The organism is Thioclava sp. F1Mire-8, from assembly GCF_002213165.1.
Lineage (GTDB): Bacteria > Pseudomonadota > Alphaproteobacteria > Rhodobacterales > Rhodobacteraceae > Thioclava > Thioclava nitratireducens.
This window is the reverse complement of sequence record NZ_NBNY01000003.1, coordinates 350,043-365,530: the sequence shown is the minus strand read 5'-3', so window position 1 is coordinate 365,530 and position 15,488 is coordinate 350,043. Positions and strand designations below refer to the sequence as shown.

Here is a 15,488-nt window from a genome sequence, read left to right as displayed (position 1 = left end):
TAGTGCTGTCCTTCGAAGATATTCCCGGCTGGGCCCGGGACGATCACGCCGCCGCTTGGGCGGCGTTTTGCGTTACGGCCGATCTCTACGGGATGGACACCGCCGGGCTGGACGACGCCCGAGCCGCTTTCGAGACCTATTTCGCCCCCTATGAAATAGCGCCAGAGGGCGCTGCCCATTTCACTGGGTATTACGAACCCGAACTGCCCGGCGCGCGCGAGAAATCCGACCGCTTCGCCTGGCCGCTTTATGCGAAACCGGCTGAAATAGGGTCTAATTCGCCTTGGTACACCCGCGCCGAGATCGCCGCGGGCGATCTGCTGGCGGGGCGCGAGCTGGTCTGGCTCGAGAGCCCGATCGAGGCCTATCTCGCGCAGGTGCAAGGCTCGCTGCGGGTGCGGTTTGCGGATGGCGACAGCCTGCGGCTCGGCTTCGACGGCAAGAACGGGCATCCCTACCGCTCCATCGGCAAGGAGCTGATCGCGCGCGGCGCGGCCCCGGCCCAGGAGATGACGCCCGAGTTCATCCGACGCTGGGCCGCCGAGAACCCCGATCAGTTGCAGGAGCTGCTGAACCACAATCCGTCTTTCGTGTTCTTCCGGGTGCTGGATATCCCGGGTGATACCGGCCCCCTGGGCGCGATGGGGCGTCCGGTGAGCGCAAGACGCAGCCTCGCCGTGGACCCCGAGGTCGTGCCGCTGGGCAGCCCGGTCTGGATCGACTGCCCTGGCTTCGGGCAGCGGTTGATGGTGGCGCAGGATGTGGGCTCTGCGATCAAGGGCGCGGGACGCGGTGATCTCTTCATCGGCACCGGCGCGGATGCCGGGCGCATCGCAGGCGCGATCAACACCAAGGGCCGGATGATCGGCTTGCGGAGGCGCGCATGAGCCGCAAACGCAAACTCAGCCCCGAGGAGCGCGCGCTTTGGGATCGCGTTGCGGCGACCACCGAGAATTACCGCCCCAAAAAGGTCGATCGAGCCGAACTAGAGTCTTTTCTTGCGCCCAAACCCAAGCCGAAACCGAAGGCCGAAGGTCTACGCAGCTTCGAGCTGGGTCAGCACGCAAAGCCTTCGTCCAGCCGTCACGATCTGGCCCCGGAGCCGGGCGAGCATCTTGCGCGCCAACCGGTCACGATGGACCGCAAGGCGCATAAGGCGATGACCCGCGGCAAGCTGAAACCCGAAGGGGTGCTCGACCTGCACGGGCTGACTCTGGCCGAAGCGCATCCCGAACTGATCCGCTTCATCCTGAATTCGCAAAGCCACGGCAAGCGGCTGGTGCTTGTGATCACGGGCAAGGGCAAGCGGGGCGACGATGACGGCCCGATCCCGCGGCGGGTGGGGGTTCTGCGCCATCAGGTGCCGCACTGGTTGCGGATGATGCCGCTCGCGCCCGCTGTCATGCAGATCAGCGAGGCGCATCTGAAACATGGCGGCGCGGGCGCCTATTACGTCTATCTGCGCCGGATCCGCTAACCGCCCGAGATCGGCGCGAGGATGATCTGCGTCGTGTTCTCGACCGTCAGCACCACCGCATCGCCCAGCCCCGTGCGTCCCAGCTGTTCCACCTCGAGCACCTGCGCCACCTGCTGCGCGCTGTCGAGCAGCCGGATCAACGCGGGCGACGTGACGACGTTGAAATGGCCGTCCCCGGTATTGAAGGCCGAGACGTTGATCACCGTCACCCTGTAGCGTGCGATGCGGGAGACATCTTCTAGATTGCCGAGCCGGTCACGCTTGCCCGTCAGCCGTGCCGACAGCTGCAGCGCTCTGTCCTTCGAGGAGGTGAAGATTATGAACGGCGTCGGCAACGTGCCGATCGCGTCGGCCTGCGTCTTGAACACATCCACCGCAATGTCGGGCGAGATCAGGACCACCCCGGAAATCGTCGAAAATCGACCCTGTTTATGCGCAATCGCCTCCTGACGCAGCACCTCCATCACCAATTCCGAGCCCAGAGAATGCGCTACGATCAGGATGCGTTTCGCCCCCGCCGCGTTCAGATCGTCGATCAATTCCTCCAGCCCGTCGCGCGCGAAGAGCACCGAGTCCCGGTCGTAGGCATAGCCCAGCACATTCGCCCGCGACGGCCAGGAGTAATGCACCATCACGCCGGGCAGATCGAAATCCGCGCCCATCTGCGCCATCCGGTACAGGCCTTCGGCGAAGGAGTTGTTGAAACCGTGGACGAACAGCACCGCCTGTCCGTCATGTTTGCGCAGCGCCGTGCGCAGCTCCGACTGGAAGGCGGATCGAGGCATATCGATCTCGGATTGCGAGACGAGGAACTGCTTGTCAGGGTCGACCGGCGAGGTGTCGGTCATCGGATAGGCGATCTCGGCCACCTTGCGATCCGGCGGTGTGGCGACATCGAACCGCGCGAGCCGCAGATGCTGACTGCGCGCGGTGCCGAAGGGCTTGCCGGTCTGCAGGTCAGGCGCCCGTGTCGAGCCCACGAAAATAGACCGCGCATCGGCGACCGGGCGATCGAGATAGGCAAGCCGCCCGCGCGGTGCGCAGGCGGCCAAGCTCAGCATCAAGATTATGATTAGAAACCGCGCCATCGCCCGTGCCTTGCATCATCCCGCAGGAGGATACCAGAGCGCGCGCGGGGTGCCAGTGCCCTAGAGGACGTAGCGGCTCAGATCGGTGTCGCGGGTCAGATCGCCGAGCTCTTTCTCGACGAAACCCGCGTCGACGGTGACGCTTTGTCCGCCACGGTCGGGCGCGGTGAAGGACAGCTCCTCGAACACGCGTTCCATGACGGTATAGAGCCTTCTGGCGCCGATATTCTCGACCGAGCGATTGACCTCTGCCGCGATCCGGGCGAGCGCCGCGATACCGTCCTCCGTGAAGGCGACCTCGACCTCTTCGGTCTTCATCAGCGCCTGATACTGCCGGGTCAGCGCGTTGTCGGTCTCCGACAGGATGCGCGTGAAGTCCTGCTCGGTCAGCGCCTGCAACTCCACGCGGATCGGCAGACGACCCTGCAATTCAGGCAGTAGGTCGGACGGCTTTGCGATATGGAACGCGCCCGAGGCGATGAACAGGATATGGTCGGTCTTCACCGGGCCGAGCTTGGTCGAAACGGTCGTCCCTTCGATCAGCGGCAGCAGGTCGCGCTGCACGCCTTCGCGCGAGACATCGGCCCCACGCGCATCCGAGCGCGCCGTGACCTTGTCGATCTCGTCGATGAAGACCATGCCGGAATGCTGAACGGCTTCGAGTGCCGCGGTCTTCACCGTCTCGTCGTCCAGAAGCTTGTCGGCCTCTTCCGAGATCAGCACCTCGTAGCTTTCCGAGACGGTCATCTTGCGCCGCGTGGTGCGATTGCCGCCGAAGGCTTTGAACAGGTCCTGAAGCCCCTGCATCTGCTGCTCCATGCCCGGCTGACCGCCCATCATCCCGAGCGGCATGCCGCCGGACTGATCTGCCACATCGAGCTCGATGATCTTGTCGTCGAGCTCGCCATCGCGCAGCTTCTTGCGGAACATCTCGCGGGTGCTTTCGCGCGCATCGGTGCCGGCGAGCGCGGCGATCACGCGATCCTCGGCGGCCTGATGCGCCTTCGCCTTCACCTCTTCGCGCATATACTCGCGGGTCTGGACCATCGCGACATCGGCCAGATCGCGGATGATCTGCTCCACGTCCCGGCCGACATAGCCCACTTCGGTGAACTTCGTCGCTTCGACCTTCAGGAACGGCGCGCGGGCCAGTTTCGCCAGACGGCGCGAGATCTCGGTCTTGCCGACGCCGGTCGGGCCGATCATCAGGATGTTCTTCGGATAGACCTCTTCGCGCAGATCGTCGGGCAGTTGCTGACGGCGCCAACGGTTGCGCAGCGCAACGGCGACGGCGCGCTTGGCGTCCTTCTGGCCGATGATGAAACGGTCGAGTTCCGAGACGATTTCGCGGGGGGTCAGATCGGTCATGGATTACTCCGTGGCATAGGGCGGCAGGCGATGCTTGCCGGGGAAATTGGGAAGCGCGCGCATCAGGCGCGTGCGCAGCTCGGTCCAGAACGAGCCGAGCGCGGTGAGAAAGAGGCCGATCAGGATCAGCGTGATCCACCAGCTGCGCGGATCGGTGGCATTGCCGAAGGCATAGAAGCTGAGAAAGATCATGTAGCCGATCCCGGCCGTGAAGAAGGAGCGCCGGTCGATGATCAGCGCCAACGCGGCGAACACGGCCAGCGTGGCGAGCAGCAGCACATAGCCCGTCCCCGGCCCCATCTTGTAGAAGGTCAGCGCGAGCGTGTTGACCAGCGCGGGGGCCGCCAGAACGTGCAGCCAGAAGCCCGAGGCCGATTGCCGACCCAGCCGATGCGGGTCGCGCATGTCGAACCAGATGCCACCTGCGAGCGCCAAGAGCCCGAAGACCAGCATCGCCAGCGACAGCGCCGAGCCGTTGGACAGATCGAACAGGTCGACCGTTTTTGAGATCGGCGCCTCGGGGTCGAAGCCCTTCGCGAAGGACAGCAGCAGGCCCAGCCCGCAAAGCCCCACGAGGAACATCGAGAACGGCACCCGGTAGCGCAGGAACCACGCGATCAGCGCCACGGCGGTCGCGACCAGTGCGAGATCGAAGTTCGGGTCTTGGGTGACAAAGCGCATCCCGAGGATTGGAATCCCGAGGAAGCTCGCCAGAACTGCCCCGCCCAGCGTGAGCGTCAGCAGGATCGAGGGCAGCACCATCCGGCGCTTGCGGGTGAAATATTCCCCCAGCAACGCAATCAACGGGATCAGCATCGCGTAACCCAGCTTGCCGCCCGCGAAGAGTAGGAAGCCGAACGACCCGAAGATCAGGATGCCGAGGCCGACGGTCACGAAGATTTCGGCAAAGCCTTTGAACAGCTCGAAGGGTTCGTCCTCTGCGGGAAGGGCCGCGCGACCGGCGAGGCGGTTGCTCGCCAGCGCCATCACCGAGGCGGCCTGCGCCTCGCTGATATGGCCAGCCGCGACCGCCGCACGCAGATCGTCGCGCGTCAGCTCAGCCACCGATGCTCTCCACCGTCAGGTTGCCATTGGTGTAGACGCAAATGTCCGACGCGATCTCCATCGCCTTGCGGGCCACCGCCTCGGCGTCGAGATCGGTTTCCATCAGCCCGCGGGCCGCGGCGAGGGCGAAGTTGCCGCCCGAGCCGATCGCGGCGATGCCGTGTTCCGGCTCCAGCACGTCACCCGCGCCGGTCAGGACGTAAAGATCCTTGCCATCGGTCACGATCAGCATCGCTTCGAGATTGCGCAGATATTTGTCCGTGCGCCAATCCTTCGCGAGTTCAACGCAGCCGCGCATCAGTTGACCGGGCGAAGCCTCGAGCTTCTTCTCGAGCCGCTCCAGTAGGGTGAACGCATCCGCGGTCGAGCCTGCGAAGCCCGCGACGATGTCGTGACCGCCGGGGCTCAGGCGGCGCACCTTGCGCGCCGAGCCCTTGATGACGGTCTGGCCAAGGCTGACCTGCCCGTCGCCCGCGACCACCACTTTACCACCCTTGCGGATGCCGATGATCGTCGTGCCGTGCCAGCCCGGGAATTTCTCTTCGGCCATAATAGTCCTCCGTTTGCGCCAAAGATATGTAACCCGCAGGCCGGGGCTGCAACCCCGCTTGCCGGTGCGGGAGCCTGCGGCTAGCGTCACCGCATGAGCGCGCAGCACCTTTCGATCTATCTCGATGACTGGATTCTGGAGCAGGTCCGGGCTGGCGAACACAATTTCTTCAAGCGGCTGATCGGGGCGGTGGAGGCGGCGGATTGGACCGTCAGCCTGCATCGGACCGGCCCCGAGGCGCGCGCTGCGGCCCCCGCGTGCGAGGGCTATGCGCTCTACCGGATGGAGCCGCCGACCCATGCGCGGGCGCTGACCTGCCGACGGACCTATGTGGGGGCGTTCTGGCATGTCGAGGGGGCGGCGGAACGGTGGGATTGGCCGGTCGCTCAGGCGGCGTTCGATGCCGATGAGGTGGATGGAGACGCCGCCGCGCAATTCTTCTTTTCCACGCGAAATAGGCTCTATCCCGGCGCAAAACCGTCCGATAAGGAGGATCTGGCCTTCATTCCGCTGCAAGGGCGACTGCTGGACCACCGCTCGTTCCAGTCGGTGAGCCCGGTGCAGATGATCGAGGAGGTGCTGGCCCGTCATTCCGGCCCGGTCGTGGCCACGCTGCACCCGAACGAGGATTACACAGCGCGCGAAATCGAGGCGCTGGAGGCGATCGCGGCCCGTCACCCACGCTTTCGCTTCCAGTCAGGCGGTTCCCCCGAACTGCTCCGCCGCTGCCGCTTCGTCGCCACCCAGAATAGCGCGCTCGCGCTGGAAGGGTTCTTCCTGCGCAAACCGGCGATCCTGTTCGGCCTGTCGGATTTCCACCACATCGCCGGATCGGTGCCGCGCGACGGGATCGAGGCCGCTTTCGAGAAACTGCGCGAGACGCCGCCGGTGGCGCGATACCTCTACTGGTTCCTGCAACTCCAATCGCTCAACGCAGGCCGCCCCGAATTCGAGGACCGTCTGCGCGCAAGGCTGCGCCATTTCGGCTGGCCGATATGAAAAAAGGCGCCCGAGGGCGCCCTTTTCCGTCAAACCTGATCCGCAGATCAGATCGATTCGTTGATCCAGCTTTGCAGCGCCGCTTTCGGGGCTGCGCCGATCTTGTTCGAGACGACCTCGCCATCCTTGAACAGGAACAGGGCGGGGATGCCGCGAACACCCAGCGTCGCCGGGCTGTCGGGGTTCTCGTCGACGTTCACTTTCACGACCTTGATCTTGCCGGACATTTCCTCGGCAATCTCTTCGAGCGACGGGCCGATCATGCGGCAGGGGCCGCACCATTCAGCCCAGAAATCCACCACGACGGGAACGTCGGACTTACGCACTTCCTGATCGAAAGTGGCGTCGGTAACAGCAACGGTAGCCATGTCAGCCTCCTGAATATTGGGTCGGCAAGGAAGGTAAGTTCCGCCCCCGGCGGCGTCAAGATACAGTGGGCGTGCGCAAGCTCCCGTCTAGCTGTGCATCTGCGAGCGGCATGATCGTTCCGTCCTGTGTCCACAGGATCGCGCAGGTGACGGTGCGTCCGGGGTGAATCTGCCGCAATGCCGCGCGATAGGCGGCCATCTGTCGCACGATCCCTTCGGGCACCTGATCGGGCGACGCGGGGACAGCGCGATTGGATTTGTAATCGAGAATGTGAACCCCTTCGGCATCAATCCGCAGACGGTCGAGGAAACCGTGAATTCGCTGGCCGCCGAATTCCTCCAGCGCGGCGGTGATCTCGACCTCCGCCAGACAGTCCGGCCCCAGCCAGGCCGCCATGCCCGGCGCTTCGAGCACGCGAACAGCTTCGGCCAAAACAGGCTCTATTTCACCCGGAAGCAGCGCATCCTCGCCCTCGGACAGCAAGAGTTCGGCAAGGTCTTCCCACTGGTCGCGCGGCCGTTCCGGCAGATGCTCGAGAAGCCGGTGCAGGTTGCGCCCGTGCCGCAGCGCCTCGTCTTCGTCCATCGTCTCGCCATCACTGAACAGAGCCTTGGCTCCGCCCAGATCGGAGGGCGAAAGCGGGCGCGGCGGGGGCTCGATGGCAGCTGCCGGCGTTAGGCTCCATGCGGGTAGATCCAGTCGCGTGACCTCCTCCGCGGCTGCTGGCGCCGCAGCGTTTTCGGGCCATGTGCCGGTCGCGTGGCGAGGGAACTCGCCCAGTTCTTGCAGCGGTTTGGAAAGGCCCGTGACGTCCTCGGTCCCGGCAGCTTCGAGGCCCGATTTCATCCGGCTATACCAGGTCTCGTCGCCCTCGCCGACCTCGCCCGCTGCGGCCACGATCAGCCATTTCTCCGCCCGCGTCATCGCGACGTAGAGAAGTCGCTGCGCCTCTTCCGCGCGGGCGGTCGTCTCTTTTCCCGCGGCGGAAAGCTGGGCCTCCGGCGCGTCCGGTGCGGGCTGCCGCAGCCCCGCGACGCCATTGTCCAAACGCAGGATTTTAGGCGGATTAGGCTCTTTTTTCTTCGCCGTATCGGGCAGGATGACGATCGGCGCCTCGAGCCCTTTCGAGCCGTGGACCGTCATCACCCGGATCGCGCGCCCTGCCCCGTCTAGCTGCCGCTTCACCTGCACGTCATCCGCATCGAGCCAGCCGAGGAAGCCGGTCAGGCTCGGCACTTCATTGCGCTCGAACGCCAGAGCCTGCGAGATCAGCTCGTCGATCCCGTCCTCCGCCTCGGGGCCAAGCCGCGCCAGAAGCCGCTCGCGCCCGCCATGCCGGGTGAGCAAGCGCTCTATCAGCTCGAATGGCCGCAGGAAATCCGAGTGATCGCGCAGATCTTTCAGCATCTCCTGCGTATCGGGCCGCATCTCGCCACGGCGGAGCGCCTCCCAGAGATAGCCCTTCCGGGGCTGCGCGAGTTGGTAAAGCTCCTGCTCGGACCAGTTCAGCAGCGGCGAGCGCAACGCCTCCGCCAGCGACAGATCGTCCTCCGGCGTCGCGAGGAAGCTCAGTAGCGAGCGGATGTCACGCACCGCAAGCTCCGCACCGAGCTTCAGGCGATCCGCCCCCGCGACCGCGAGCCCGATCGACTTGCAGGCGCGAATGATCTCGGAAAACAGTTCCGAGCGGCGCCGCACGAGGATCAGAAAATCGCCCTCATGCACCGGGCGGGCGCCGCCGGACGCCTCGTGATCCGGGATTTGCACACCTTGCGCGATCATCGCGGAAATCTCGGCGGCGATCATGCGCGACAGCTGCGAAATCGCAGATTCCGCGCTGGTCAGATCGACAGGACTCTCCCAATCGTCCTCGTCATCGGTCTTTACCGACTCGATCGCGGGCCACAGATCGACGCGGCCCGGAAGCGCCTCATGGAAGGCGATATGCGAGGGCGCCCCGCCCAGGCCCTGCTCGGCCCCGCGCGCGAATGCTAGGTCCACGGAACGCAGCACAGCGGCGGATGATCGGAAGGAATGTTCCAGCTCCAGCGGCGCGAGCGCGCGCCCGATATCCGCGAATTTTCGGGCAAAATGGGCGCGCATTTCCTCGAATTGCTGAAGATCGGCCCCTTGGAAGGAATAGATCGACTGCTTGCGGTCGCCCACCACAAACAGCGTGCGCTCGCCCTTATGCGCGCCTTCGCCGGAGGTGAATTCCTCGGCGATCCGCTCGATCACCCGCCACTGTCGGGGGCTGGTATCCTGCGCCTCGTCGACGAGGATATGGTCGATCCCGCCATCGAGGCGGAACAGCACCCATTGCGCCACCGACGGCTCATCCAGGAGCGCCGCCGCGCGGTCGATCAGGTCGTCGAAATCGAGCCAGCCGCGCGCGGCCTTATAGGCGTCGAGCCGCGGCAGGAAGACCTGCGCAAAACGGTGCAACGCATGGGCGCGCTTGGCCGCGACAAAAGCGAGACGGCGGGGACGGTTCTCGGAGACCCGCTCGGACAGATCGGACAGCGCCGCCATCGTGCCGTCGCCCAGCGATTTCGCAAGCGCCTTGGTGGCGACCTTGTCGAGCTTGGGCTGATAGGGCGGGCCCTCCTTCGGTTTCTTGACGCAAAGCACGTCTTCCAGCGCCTGCACAGCGTCCAGATCGCGGGTACGCGCCGCCGCCAACCCCGCGCCGACGCGCTGATCGTTCTTTGAACTCGCGAGGAACGCGGGCGCGACGTCGCCGATCATTTTCAGATCGCCGTCGTCGAAGACCTCGGACAGCAGCGCCTCTTCGGTCATATCCCGCGGCAGATCGTAGGCTTCCAGCAGATCGGGCAAGCCCAGATCGCCTGCAAAACCGACCCTATTCCGGCTTATTTCGGCTGCGAGGGTGGTCAGGTCCTCACCGGAATAGACGCCCAGCAACGCATCGAGCCGGTCGCAATCCGGGCCGGTCGCGATCTCCTCGAGGATATCCTCGCGCATCAATTCCCCGGCGCGGTCGTCCATCTCCGAGAATCCGGGCGAGACTTTCGCCTCGAGCGGGAAGCGACGCAGAAGCCCGGCGCAGAAGGCGTGGATGGTCTGGATCTTCAGGCCGCCCGGCGTCTCGATCGCCTTGGCGAACAGCCGCCGCGCTTTCGCCAGATCCTCGGCCGACAGCGCCTCGTCGGCACCCAGCGCCCGCAGCTTCTCGCGCAGCTTCGCCTCGTCCATCATCGCCCAGCCGCCCAGCAAACCGAGCAGACGGTTCTGCATCTCCGCCGCGGCGGCCTTGGTGTAGGTCAGGCACAGGATGCGCTGAGGCTCTGTTCCGGCCAAAAGCATGCGCGCGACGCGGTCGGTCAGCACCTTGGTCTTGCCCGAGCCCGCATTCGCGGCAAGCCAGACCGAGCTGTCCGGTTGCGACGCCTGATGCTGTCTTAGGCTGGCCGGATGGGTCATGACACGTCCTCCCCCTCGGCCTCATCGGTGACATCCCATTCCCCGAAGCGCGAAACCTGATCGTAATCGGAGCGCGCCCGGGCCTTCTGCGGAGCGCGCCGCGCGGTGAAGCCCTGCGTCGGCTCGAAATAGCGCGCGATCAGCTTGCGGAATTTCTCCCAGCTCTCCTCGGGCGTCTCGCTGCGATCCCCGGATTTGCCCTTGATCTGCGTGGTGGCGCCGTCGCCGCCCAGCCGCACATAGGACATGCCCGCGACCTCGCGCGGTCCGATCGCCTCGAAGGCCCCGCGCCCGACCATCGCCGCCTCCAGAAGCATCTGTTTGTTGAAGGCCATCACCTCTCGCTCGGAAGGTGGCGTGCCGGTTTTGTAGTCGTAGATCCACGCGCGCCCGTCCTCGAGAATGTCGATCCGGTCGGGCTTCGCGGTCAGAGTGAAAATCGGCTTTTGCAGTGAAACAGAGCCTTTTTTTTCTATCACCATGGGCGCGCCTTGCGCGCGCCGCTCGGCCTCGGCCCGGCAAAAAGTCTCTGCGATTCCCCGGACCCTTGCGAGCCAGATGCGCTGCGCACTGGGCCACGGAATGTCTCGGGTCATCACCTCCTCGGCGATCTCCATCAGACGCGCCTGCGCCGCCTCTATCGTGGCCGCCTCGTCATAGGTCTTCACGAAGGTTTCGACGATCTGGTGCAGCACCTGTCCCCGCAGCAAGGCATCGGGCTCGGGGCGCAGCGGATCGAGCACTCGCAGCTTCAGGATGCGCTTCGCGTAAATGTCGTAGGGGTCGCGGATCAGGGTGTCGATCGCGGTGACAGGCAACTCGCGCGGGCGCACGTCGACCGGCGGACGTGGCGACGGGCGTTTGGCAGGCTGCAGCGTGATCCGCGGCGTCTCGAGCGCGTCCGCCAGGTCGAGCCAGCGCTTGCCGCGCCCGCGCATCTCGGCCAGCGCCTCGGTGCCGCCTTGATCGGGCAGGCCGTCGACTAGGTTCAAAAGTCGGTTGAGCCAGCGTGACGGGATCGTCTGCGCCTCCGCATCCCGCGCGCATCTCGACAGGATTACTTGCGGCCCGGCGACCGCTTGCTGGAAGTCGTGCGCGGACAGGCCGACCTGCCTTTCGGGCAGCAATAGACCCGATTCCAGCCGCATTTGCCGGCTGAACCATGGATCGGGAGCTGGCGCCTCCGGCCAGCTTCCCTCGTTCAGCCCGCCACAGATCACCAGTTCGGCCCCCTGCGCGCGCGCTTCCAGCGTCCCCCAGATCGCGATCAGCGGGTGCGCGGCGAGCGTCTGGCGCACGAGCCCGCTCTGAAGGTGCCGGTTGACAAGATCGGCGTAATCGAGCGCGCCGAGATGCCCGCCGAAGCCGGACTGGCTACGCAGGTCTTCCATCAGGCGGCGCGCCTCGCGCCCTGCGGCCTCGCGCCACAGCTCGCTGATCTCGGTCGCGGCACTCGGGCCGGCCGCGATCCGTTCAGCGAGACGGAAATGCTGCTCCACATGATCGGACAGCGCGGCCGCAGAAGGTGCGGCGAAATCCTCGAGAATATCGCAGAGCCAATGCGCCCAGGATTCCCGTGAGTTGGGGTCTTTTTCTGCCCATTTCGTGAGACTGTCCCGATCCGGAAAAGCGGGCCCGTAGCGGCGCAGGCGAAGCTCCAGTTCGCGCGTGTTGCGCAAGTGCGGCCCGCGTTCCGCGTCACCGGTCGCGGTCAACGGATGTTTCAGCAGCGCGATCAGATCGGCGATCCCGACGGGACGCGCCCGCATCGCCGCGACCTGACGCAGGAAGCGCCCCGCCGCTGTCTGCTGCAGTGGCTGACCCGCACTGTCGTCGGGCACCAGGCCCCATCGGTCGAGCGCCGCCGCCACGCGGCGCGCCAGAAGACGGTCCGGCGTGATCAGGGCCGAACTGACACCACGCTCGACCGCATCTCGCAGCGCGAGCGCAATCGACAGCGCCTCATGGCGCGGATCGCGTGCTTCGATCAGCGACAGCCCCTGACAGGCTGGAACGAGCGGCCCCAGCCCGGCGCCTTCGCGCCGCCATTGGTCGGTAACCGGCGCCGGTCGCAGCGCCAGCGAAAGGAGGCGATTGCGGTCCGGGTCCGGCGCGGAGATCTCGTCCCAATCGACGACGTCCTCCGCCGAGAGCCCGAGCTTATCGAGCAAGCTGCGATAGCGGAACTGCGGGTGGTCCTCGAGCGGAAATGGGCCGGAATAGAGACTATCCCACGCCGCCTGCGTCATGTCGCGGTCGAAGCCGGGGAGCACGATCGACCCGTTTTCCAACCGCACGACCGCCTGCATGAAGAGCGAGGTCGCCCCGTGCGAACCGGTCGATCCCGCGACGATCACCGGATCGGCAGGCGGGCTTTCGCGCCAACGCTCGATTACTGCCTCGACGACCATCCGCTGACGGCTCTCGCGGTCCAGTTCGACTTCGTTTTCGAAATAGCGCGCAATGATCCGGATGAAGCGCAGGCTCTCCTGCCAGTGCCGGGCATGGGTCTCAGTCAGTTCGAGCTGGTCGAGATCGTCGATATGGACGCCCTCGCTCTTCATCTCTGCGAGGAGAGAATAGAGGCTCTCGGCCAGCGCGAACTGGCTCGCGCCGGCTTCGAATTCAGGCATGGCGCGGGTGAGTTGCTCGACGAACTGGGCCAGTTCCAACTTGCGGCGCAGCGGGGGCACGGGCAGCGGCAGACCCGCGAGCGGATCTGCCCCGAGATCGCTCACCAATAGCAGCCGCGGCAGGTAGAGCGCGCCGCTTTCGAGGAAGACCTCCCGCACACGGCGGCGCATCCGTCCGGAGTTCAGATAGAGCGTGACACGCGCCAGTGCCTCGGGCGGCTTGTCGGCGAAGCGCGCTCGTAGGCCCGCTACCAGCGCACGGGGGAAATCGACGCCGGGCGGGAGGGCGTAGACGGAGGCAGCGCCGTCACTCATCGAGCATCGCCTCGGCCAGCGGAATAGACTCGGGTCGTCCGACATCGCACCACCCCCCGTCATGCACGAGCCCGAAGACACGCCCCGCCGCGATCATCTCATCCCAAAGGAGGTTCAGCGAGAATTTCTGCTCGGAGATAGACCCTATTCCAGCAGGATTCAGCATCTGCGCGCCGGTATAGACATAGCCCGGCCCGCGTCTCAGCCGGCCGGTTTCATCCATTGCGAAATCGCCCGCACCCGCATGGCCGCGGGCATTCTCTGGCCGCACCAGCATCAGAAGCGCCGACATGTCCTCTGGTTGCCAGGCTTCGCGCAGCCGGGCCACGGGGTTCTCGCCGGTCCAGACCGCATCTGTATTTAATGTCATCACCGGCCCTTCGCCCAGCAGCGGCAGCGCCTTGCGCAGCCCGCCGCCGGTTTCCAGAATCTCGTCGCGCTCATCCGAGATCGCGACGTCCTGACCGGCCAGATGCGCGATCACCTGATCAGCAAGGTAATGGACATTGGCCACGAGCCGCCGCGCCCCGCCTGCCCGCGCAAGGTCGAGCGCGTGATCGATCAAGGGACGCCCCGCGACTTCGACCATCGGTTTCGGCCGGTTTTGCGTCAGCGCGCCCATGCGCGTGCCGAAACCGGCGGCAAAGAGCATCAAGGCGTCTGGCTGGTCGGGCATTTTCGTCTCAAATCAGCAATCAAATTCGGGTCGGGCGCAGGATAGGCGGCGTGGAAGAGCTCTGCCAGATCCGCAAGAGCCGGACTGGAGAGGTTACGCGAGATATAGTCGTAGACGCGCGGCATAAACTCAATATATTGCGGCTTTCCATCCCGGACACAAAGCCGCGCGAAAACTCCAAGAATGCGCATGGCACGTTGAAGACCGAGCAGCCGGTAGGCGAGGTGGAACGCGCCAGTGTCGGCCTCGGTCAGCGCGCAGTAGTGGGCAACTTCGGCTTCCTCGACCTGCGGGCTCACATCGCGGCGCGCGTCCTGCAACGCGGAGACCAGATCATAGGCGGGATGGGCGCGCAGCGCGTCCTGATAGTCGAGAAGACCGAGGCGACGCAGGCCCGGACGATCCAGCAGAATGATGTTCTCCGCATGGAAATCTCGCAGGCACAAAACCGGCTTCCACGCTGGAATAGTGTCGAATTTCCGAGTGATCGCCTGTTGCAGCCTATCCGCGGCGGCGCGGTCGGTGCAGGGATAGAACTCCGGCACCAGATCCAGCAGTTCGGCCAGTGCCGACCCGTCCAGCAGCGGCAGGTCTGCGGGCGGCGCGTGGTGGCGCAATTCGGCGAGGAATTCTGTGATCAGGGCATAGAGCGCGGCCTCATCCTCGGGTGTCGCATCAAGGTGACGGGCCGCGAGCGCGTCGCCGAAATCTTCGAGCAACAGCAGACCCACCGCATCGTCGCGCGCGAGCACCCGCGGAGTCGAAAACCCCGCCTCCGCAAGCCAGCCACCGATCCGGGTGAAGCGCGCGATCTCGGAGCCGTTCGGGGCCTTCATCAGCACGGCGCGATCTGCGCCGCGGGTCAGGCGTTCGTAGCTGCGGGCGGAGGCATCTCCGGCGAGCGGGCTGCGGGCGGCGTCCTGCCATCCGGCGGCGGCGAGGAAGCGATGAACCTTGGCTTCGTCAGCCATTCCATGCCTCCAGAACTTCCTGCGCGAGAGGCGTAACGGTCTCGAAACAGACCCTTCGCGCCGCGCCGTCTTCGGTTTGCTCGAAGCGCAGCCGAAGCGCCCCTTTCGGAGCGGCGGAGCCCAGCCGGTCGGGCCATTCGATCAGGCAGATCGCGCTGTCGAACGCCGCATCCAGCCCGAGTTCGAGAACTTCGTCGGGGTCGGTGAGCCGATAGAGGTCAGCATGCCAGATTTCGCAATCGGCCTCGTAGGTCTGCACCAGCGTGAAGGTCGGCGAGGGCACGTCTTCGGCCACGCCGAGCCGCGTCTGGATCAGGGCCCGCGCGAAATGGGTTTTGCCGGCGCCGATCTGGCCATCGAGGAGCAGCACATCGCCCGGCACGGCGAATTCGGCAAACAGCGCGCCAAGCCGCTCTGTCGCCTCGGGATCAGGGAGATCGAGACAGGGCATTTCGGTTGAAACGGGGGCGTGCGTCGGCGCGGGCATGGGTTGCTTCTAGCGCGCGCATCGCCCTTTTGCCAAGCGGCTAGCC

At 65.5% G+C, this 15,488-nt stretch carries 13 protein-coding genes; 3 read left to right on the top strand and 10 right to left on the bottom strand.

The features are described from left to right. The first annotated feature begins 2 nt into the window (after nucleotides 1-2). Both B6V75_RS13220 and B6V75_RS13215 read left to right on the top strand, forming a co-directional pair. Nucleotides 3-887, top strand: coding sequence for an MltA domain-containing protein (locus tag B6V75_RS13220; protein ID WP_240496964.1), 885 nt, complete (start codon nucleotides 3-5; stop codon nucleotides 885-887). After that, entirely contained in the window at nucleotides 884-1,477 is a 594-nt protein-coding gene (locus B6V75_RS13215) for a Smr/MutS family protein (protein WP_088719991.1), read from the top strand. The genes B6V75_RS13220 and B6V75_RS13215 overlap by 4 nt, the downstream gene beginning before the upstream one ends. Here the strand turns inward: B6V75_RS13215 and B6V75_RS13210 are convergent. Genes B6V75_RS13210 through hslV form a run of 4 tightly spaced genes read right to left on the bottom strand, consistent with a single transcriptional unit; the run spans nucleotide 1,474 to nucleotide 5,548 of the window. Then, nucleotides 1,474-2,565, bottom strand: coding sequence for an alpha/beta fold hydrolase (locus B6V75_RS13210; protein WP_088719990.1), 1,092 nt, complete (start codon nucleotides 2,563-2,565; stop codon nucleotides 1,474-1,476). The two genes, B6V75_RS13215 and B6V75_RS13210, sit on opposite strands and share 4 nt — an antisense overlap. A 60-nt stretch (nucleotides 2,566-2,625) precedes the next feature. Continuing rightward, complete coding sequence (hslU, locus tag B6V75_RS13205) at nucleotides 2,626-3,933, bottom strand: ATP-dependent protease ATPase subunit HslU (protein ID WP_075776669.1); 1,308 nt, start codon at nucleotides 3,931-3,933, stop codon at nucleotides 2,626-2,628. Nucleotides 3,934-3,936: 3 nt separating this feature from the next. After that, nucleotides 3,937-4,998, bottom strand: a complete 1,062-nt coding sequence (locus B6V75_RS13200) for a hypothetical protein (protein ID WP_088719989.1) — start codon at nucleotides 4,996-4,998, stop codon at nucleotides 3,937-3,939. After that, on the bottom strand, nucleotides 4,991-5,548 hold the full coding sequence (gene hslV, locus B6V75_RS13195; RefSeq protein ID WP_075776671.1) for an ATP-dependent protease subunit HslV: 558 nt from the start codon (nucleotides 5,546-5,548) through the stop codon (nucleotides 4,991-4,993). The genes B6V75_RS13200 and hslV overlap by 8 nt, the downstream gene beginning before the upstream one ends. 93 nt (nucleotides 5,549-5,641) lie before the next feature. On the opposite strand from hslV, the gene B6V75_RS13190 reads away from it, so the two are divergent. Continuing rightward, nucleotides 5,642-6,547 carry a hypothetical protein gene (locus B6V75_RS13190; protein ID WP_088719988.1) on the top strand — a complete coding sequence of 302 codons (906 nt, stop codon included), beginning with the start codon at nucleotides 5,642-5,644 and terminating at the stop codon, nucleotides 6,545-6,547. A 47-nt stretch (nucleotides 6,548-6,594) separates the two neighbouring features. Here B6V75_RS13190 and trxA read toward each other — a convergent pair whose 3' ends face one another. Genes trxA through tsaE form a run of 6 tightly spaced genes read right to left on the bottom strand, consistent with a single transcriptional unit; the run spans nucleotide 6,595 to nucleotide 15,442 of the window. Beyond that, entirely contained in the window at nucleotides 6,595-6,915 is a 321-nt protein-coding gene (gene trxA, locus B6V75_RS13185; protein WP_075776673.1) for a thioredoxin, read from the bottom strand. A 55-nt stretch (nucleotides 6,916-6,970) separates the two neighbouring features. Next, a complete protein-coding gene (addA, locus tag B6V75_RS13180; protein ID WP_088719987.1) occupies nucleotides 6,971-10,360 on the bottom strand; it encodes a double-strand break repair helicase AddA in 3,390 nt (1,129 codons plus the stop codon). Further along, nucleotides 10,357-13,308: a double-strand break repair protein AddB gene (addB, locus tag B6V75_RS13175; RefSeq protein WP_088719986.1), complete on the bottom strand. Its 2,952-nt coding sequence runs from the start codon at nucleotides 13,306-13,308 to the stop codon at nucleotides 10,357-10,359. Before addB ends, addA begins: the two co-directional genes overlap by 4 nt. Continuing rightward, the gene (locus tag B6V75_RS13170) at nucleotides 13,301-13,984 is read right to left on the bottom strand and encodes a nucleotidyltransferase family protein (RefSeq protein WP_075776676.1); all 684 of its coding nucleotides are present in this window, start codon (nucleotides 13,982-13,984) and stop codon (nucleotides 13,301-13,303) included. Before B6V75_RS13170 ends, addB begins: the two co-directional genes overlap by 8 nt. After that, entirely contained in the window at nucleotides 13,960-14,955 is a 996-nt protein-coding gene (locus tag B6V75_RS13165) for a phosphotransferase (RefSeq protein ID WP_088719985.1), read from the bottom strand. The genes B6V75_RS13170 and B6V75_RS13165 overlap by 25 nt, the downstream gene beginning before the upstream one ends. Then, complete coding sequence (gene tsaE, locus B6V75_RS13160; RefSeq protein WP_077701059.1) at nucleotides 14,948-15,442, bottom strand: tRNA (adenosine(37)-N6)-threonylcarbamoyltransferase complex ATPase subunit type 1 TsaE; 495 nt, start codon at nucleotides 15,440-15,442, stop codon at nucleotides 14,948-14,950. The genes B6V75_RS13165 and tsaE overlap by 8 nt, the downstream gene beginning before the upstream one ends. Nucleotides 15,443-15,488: the final 46 nt, after the last annotated feature.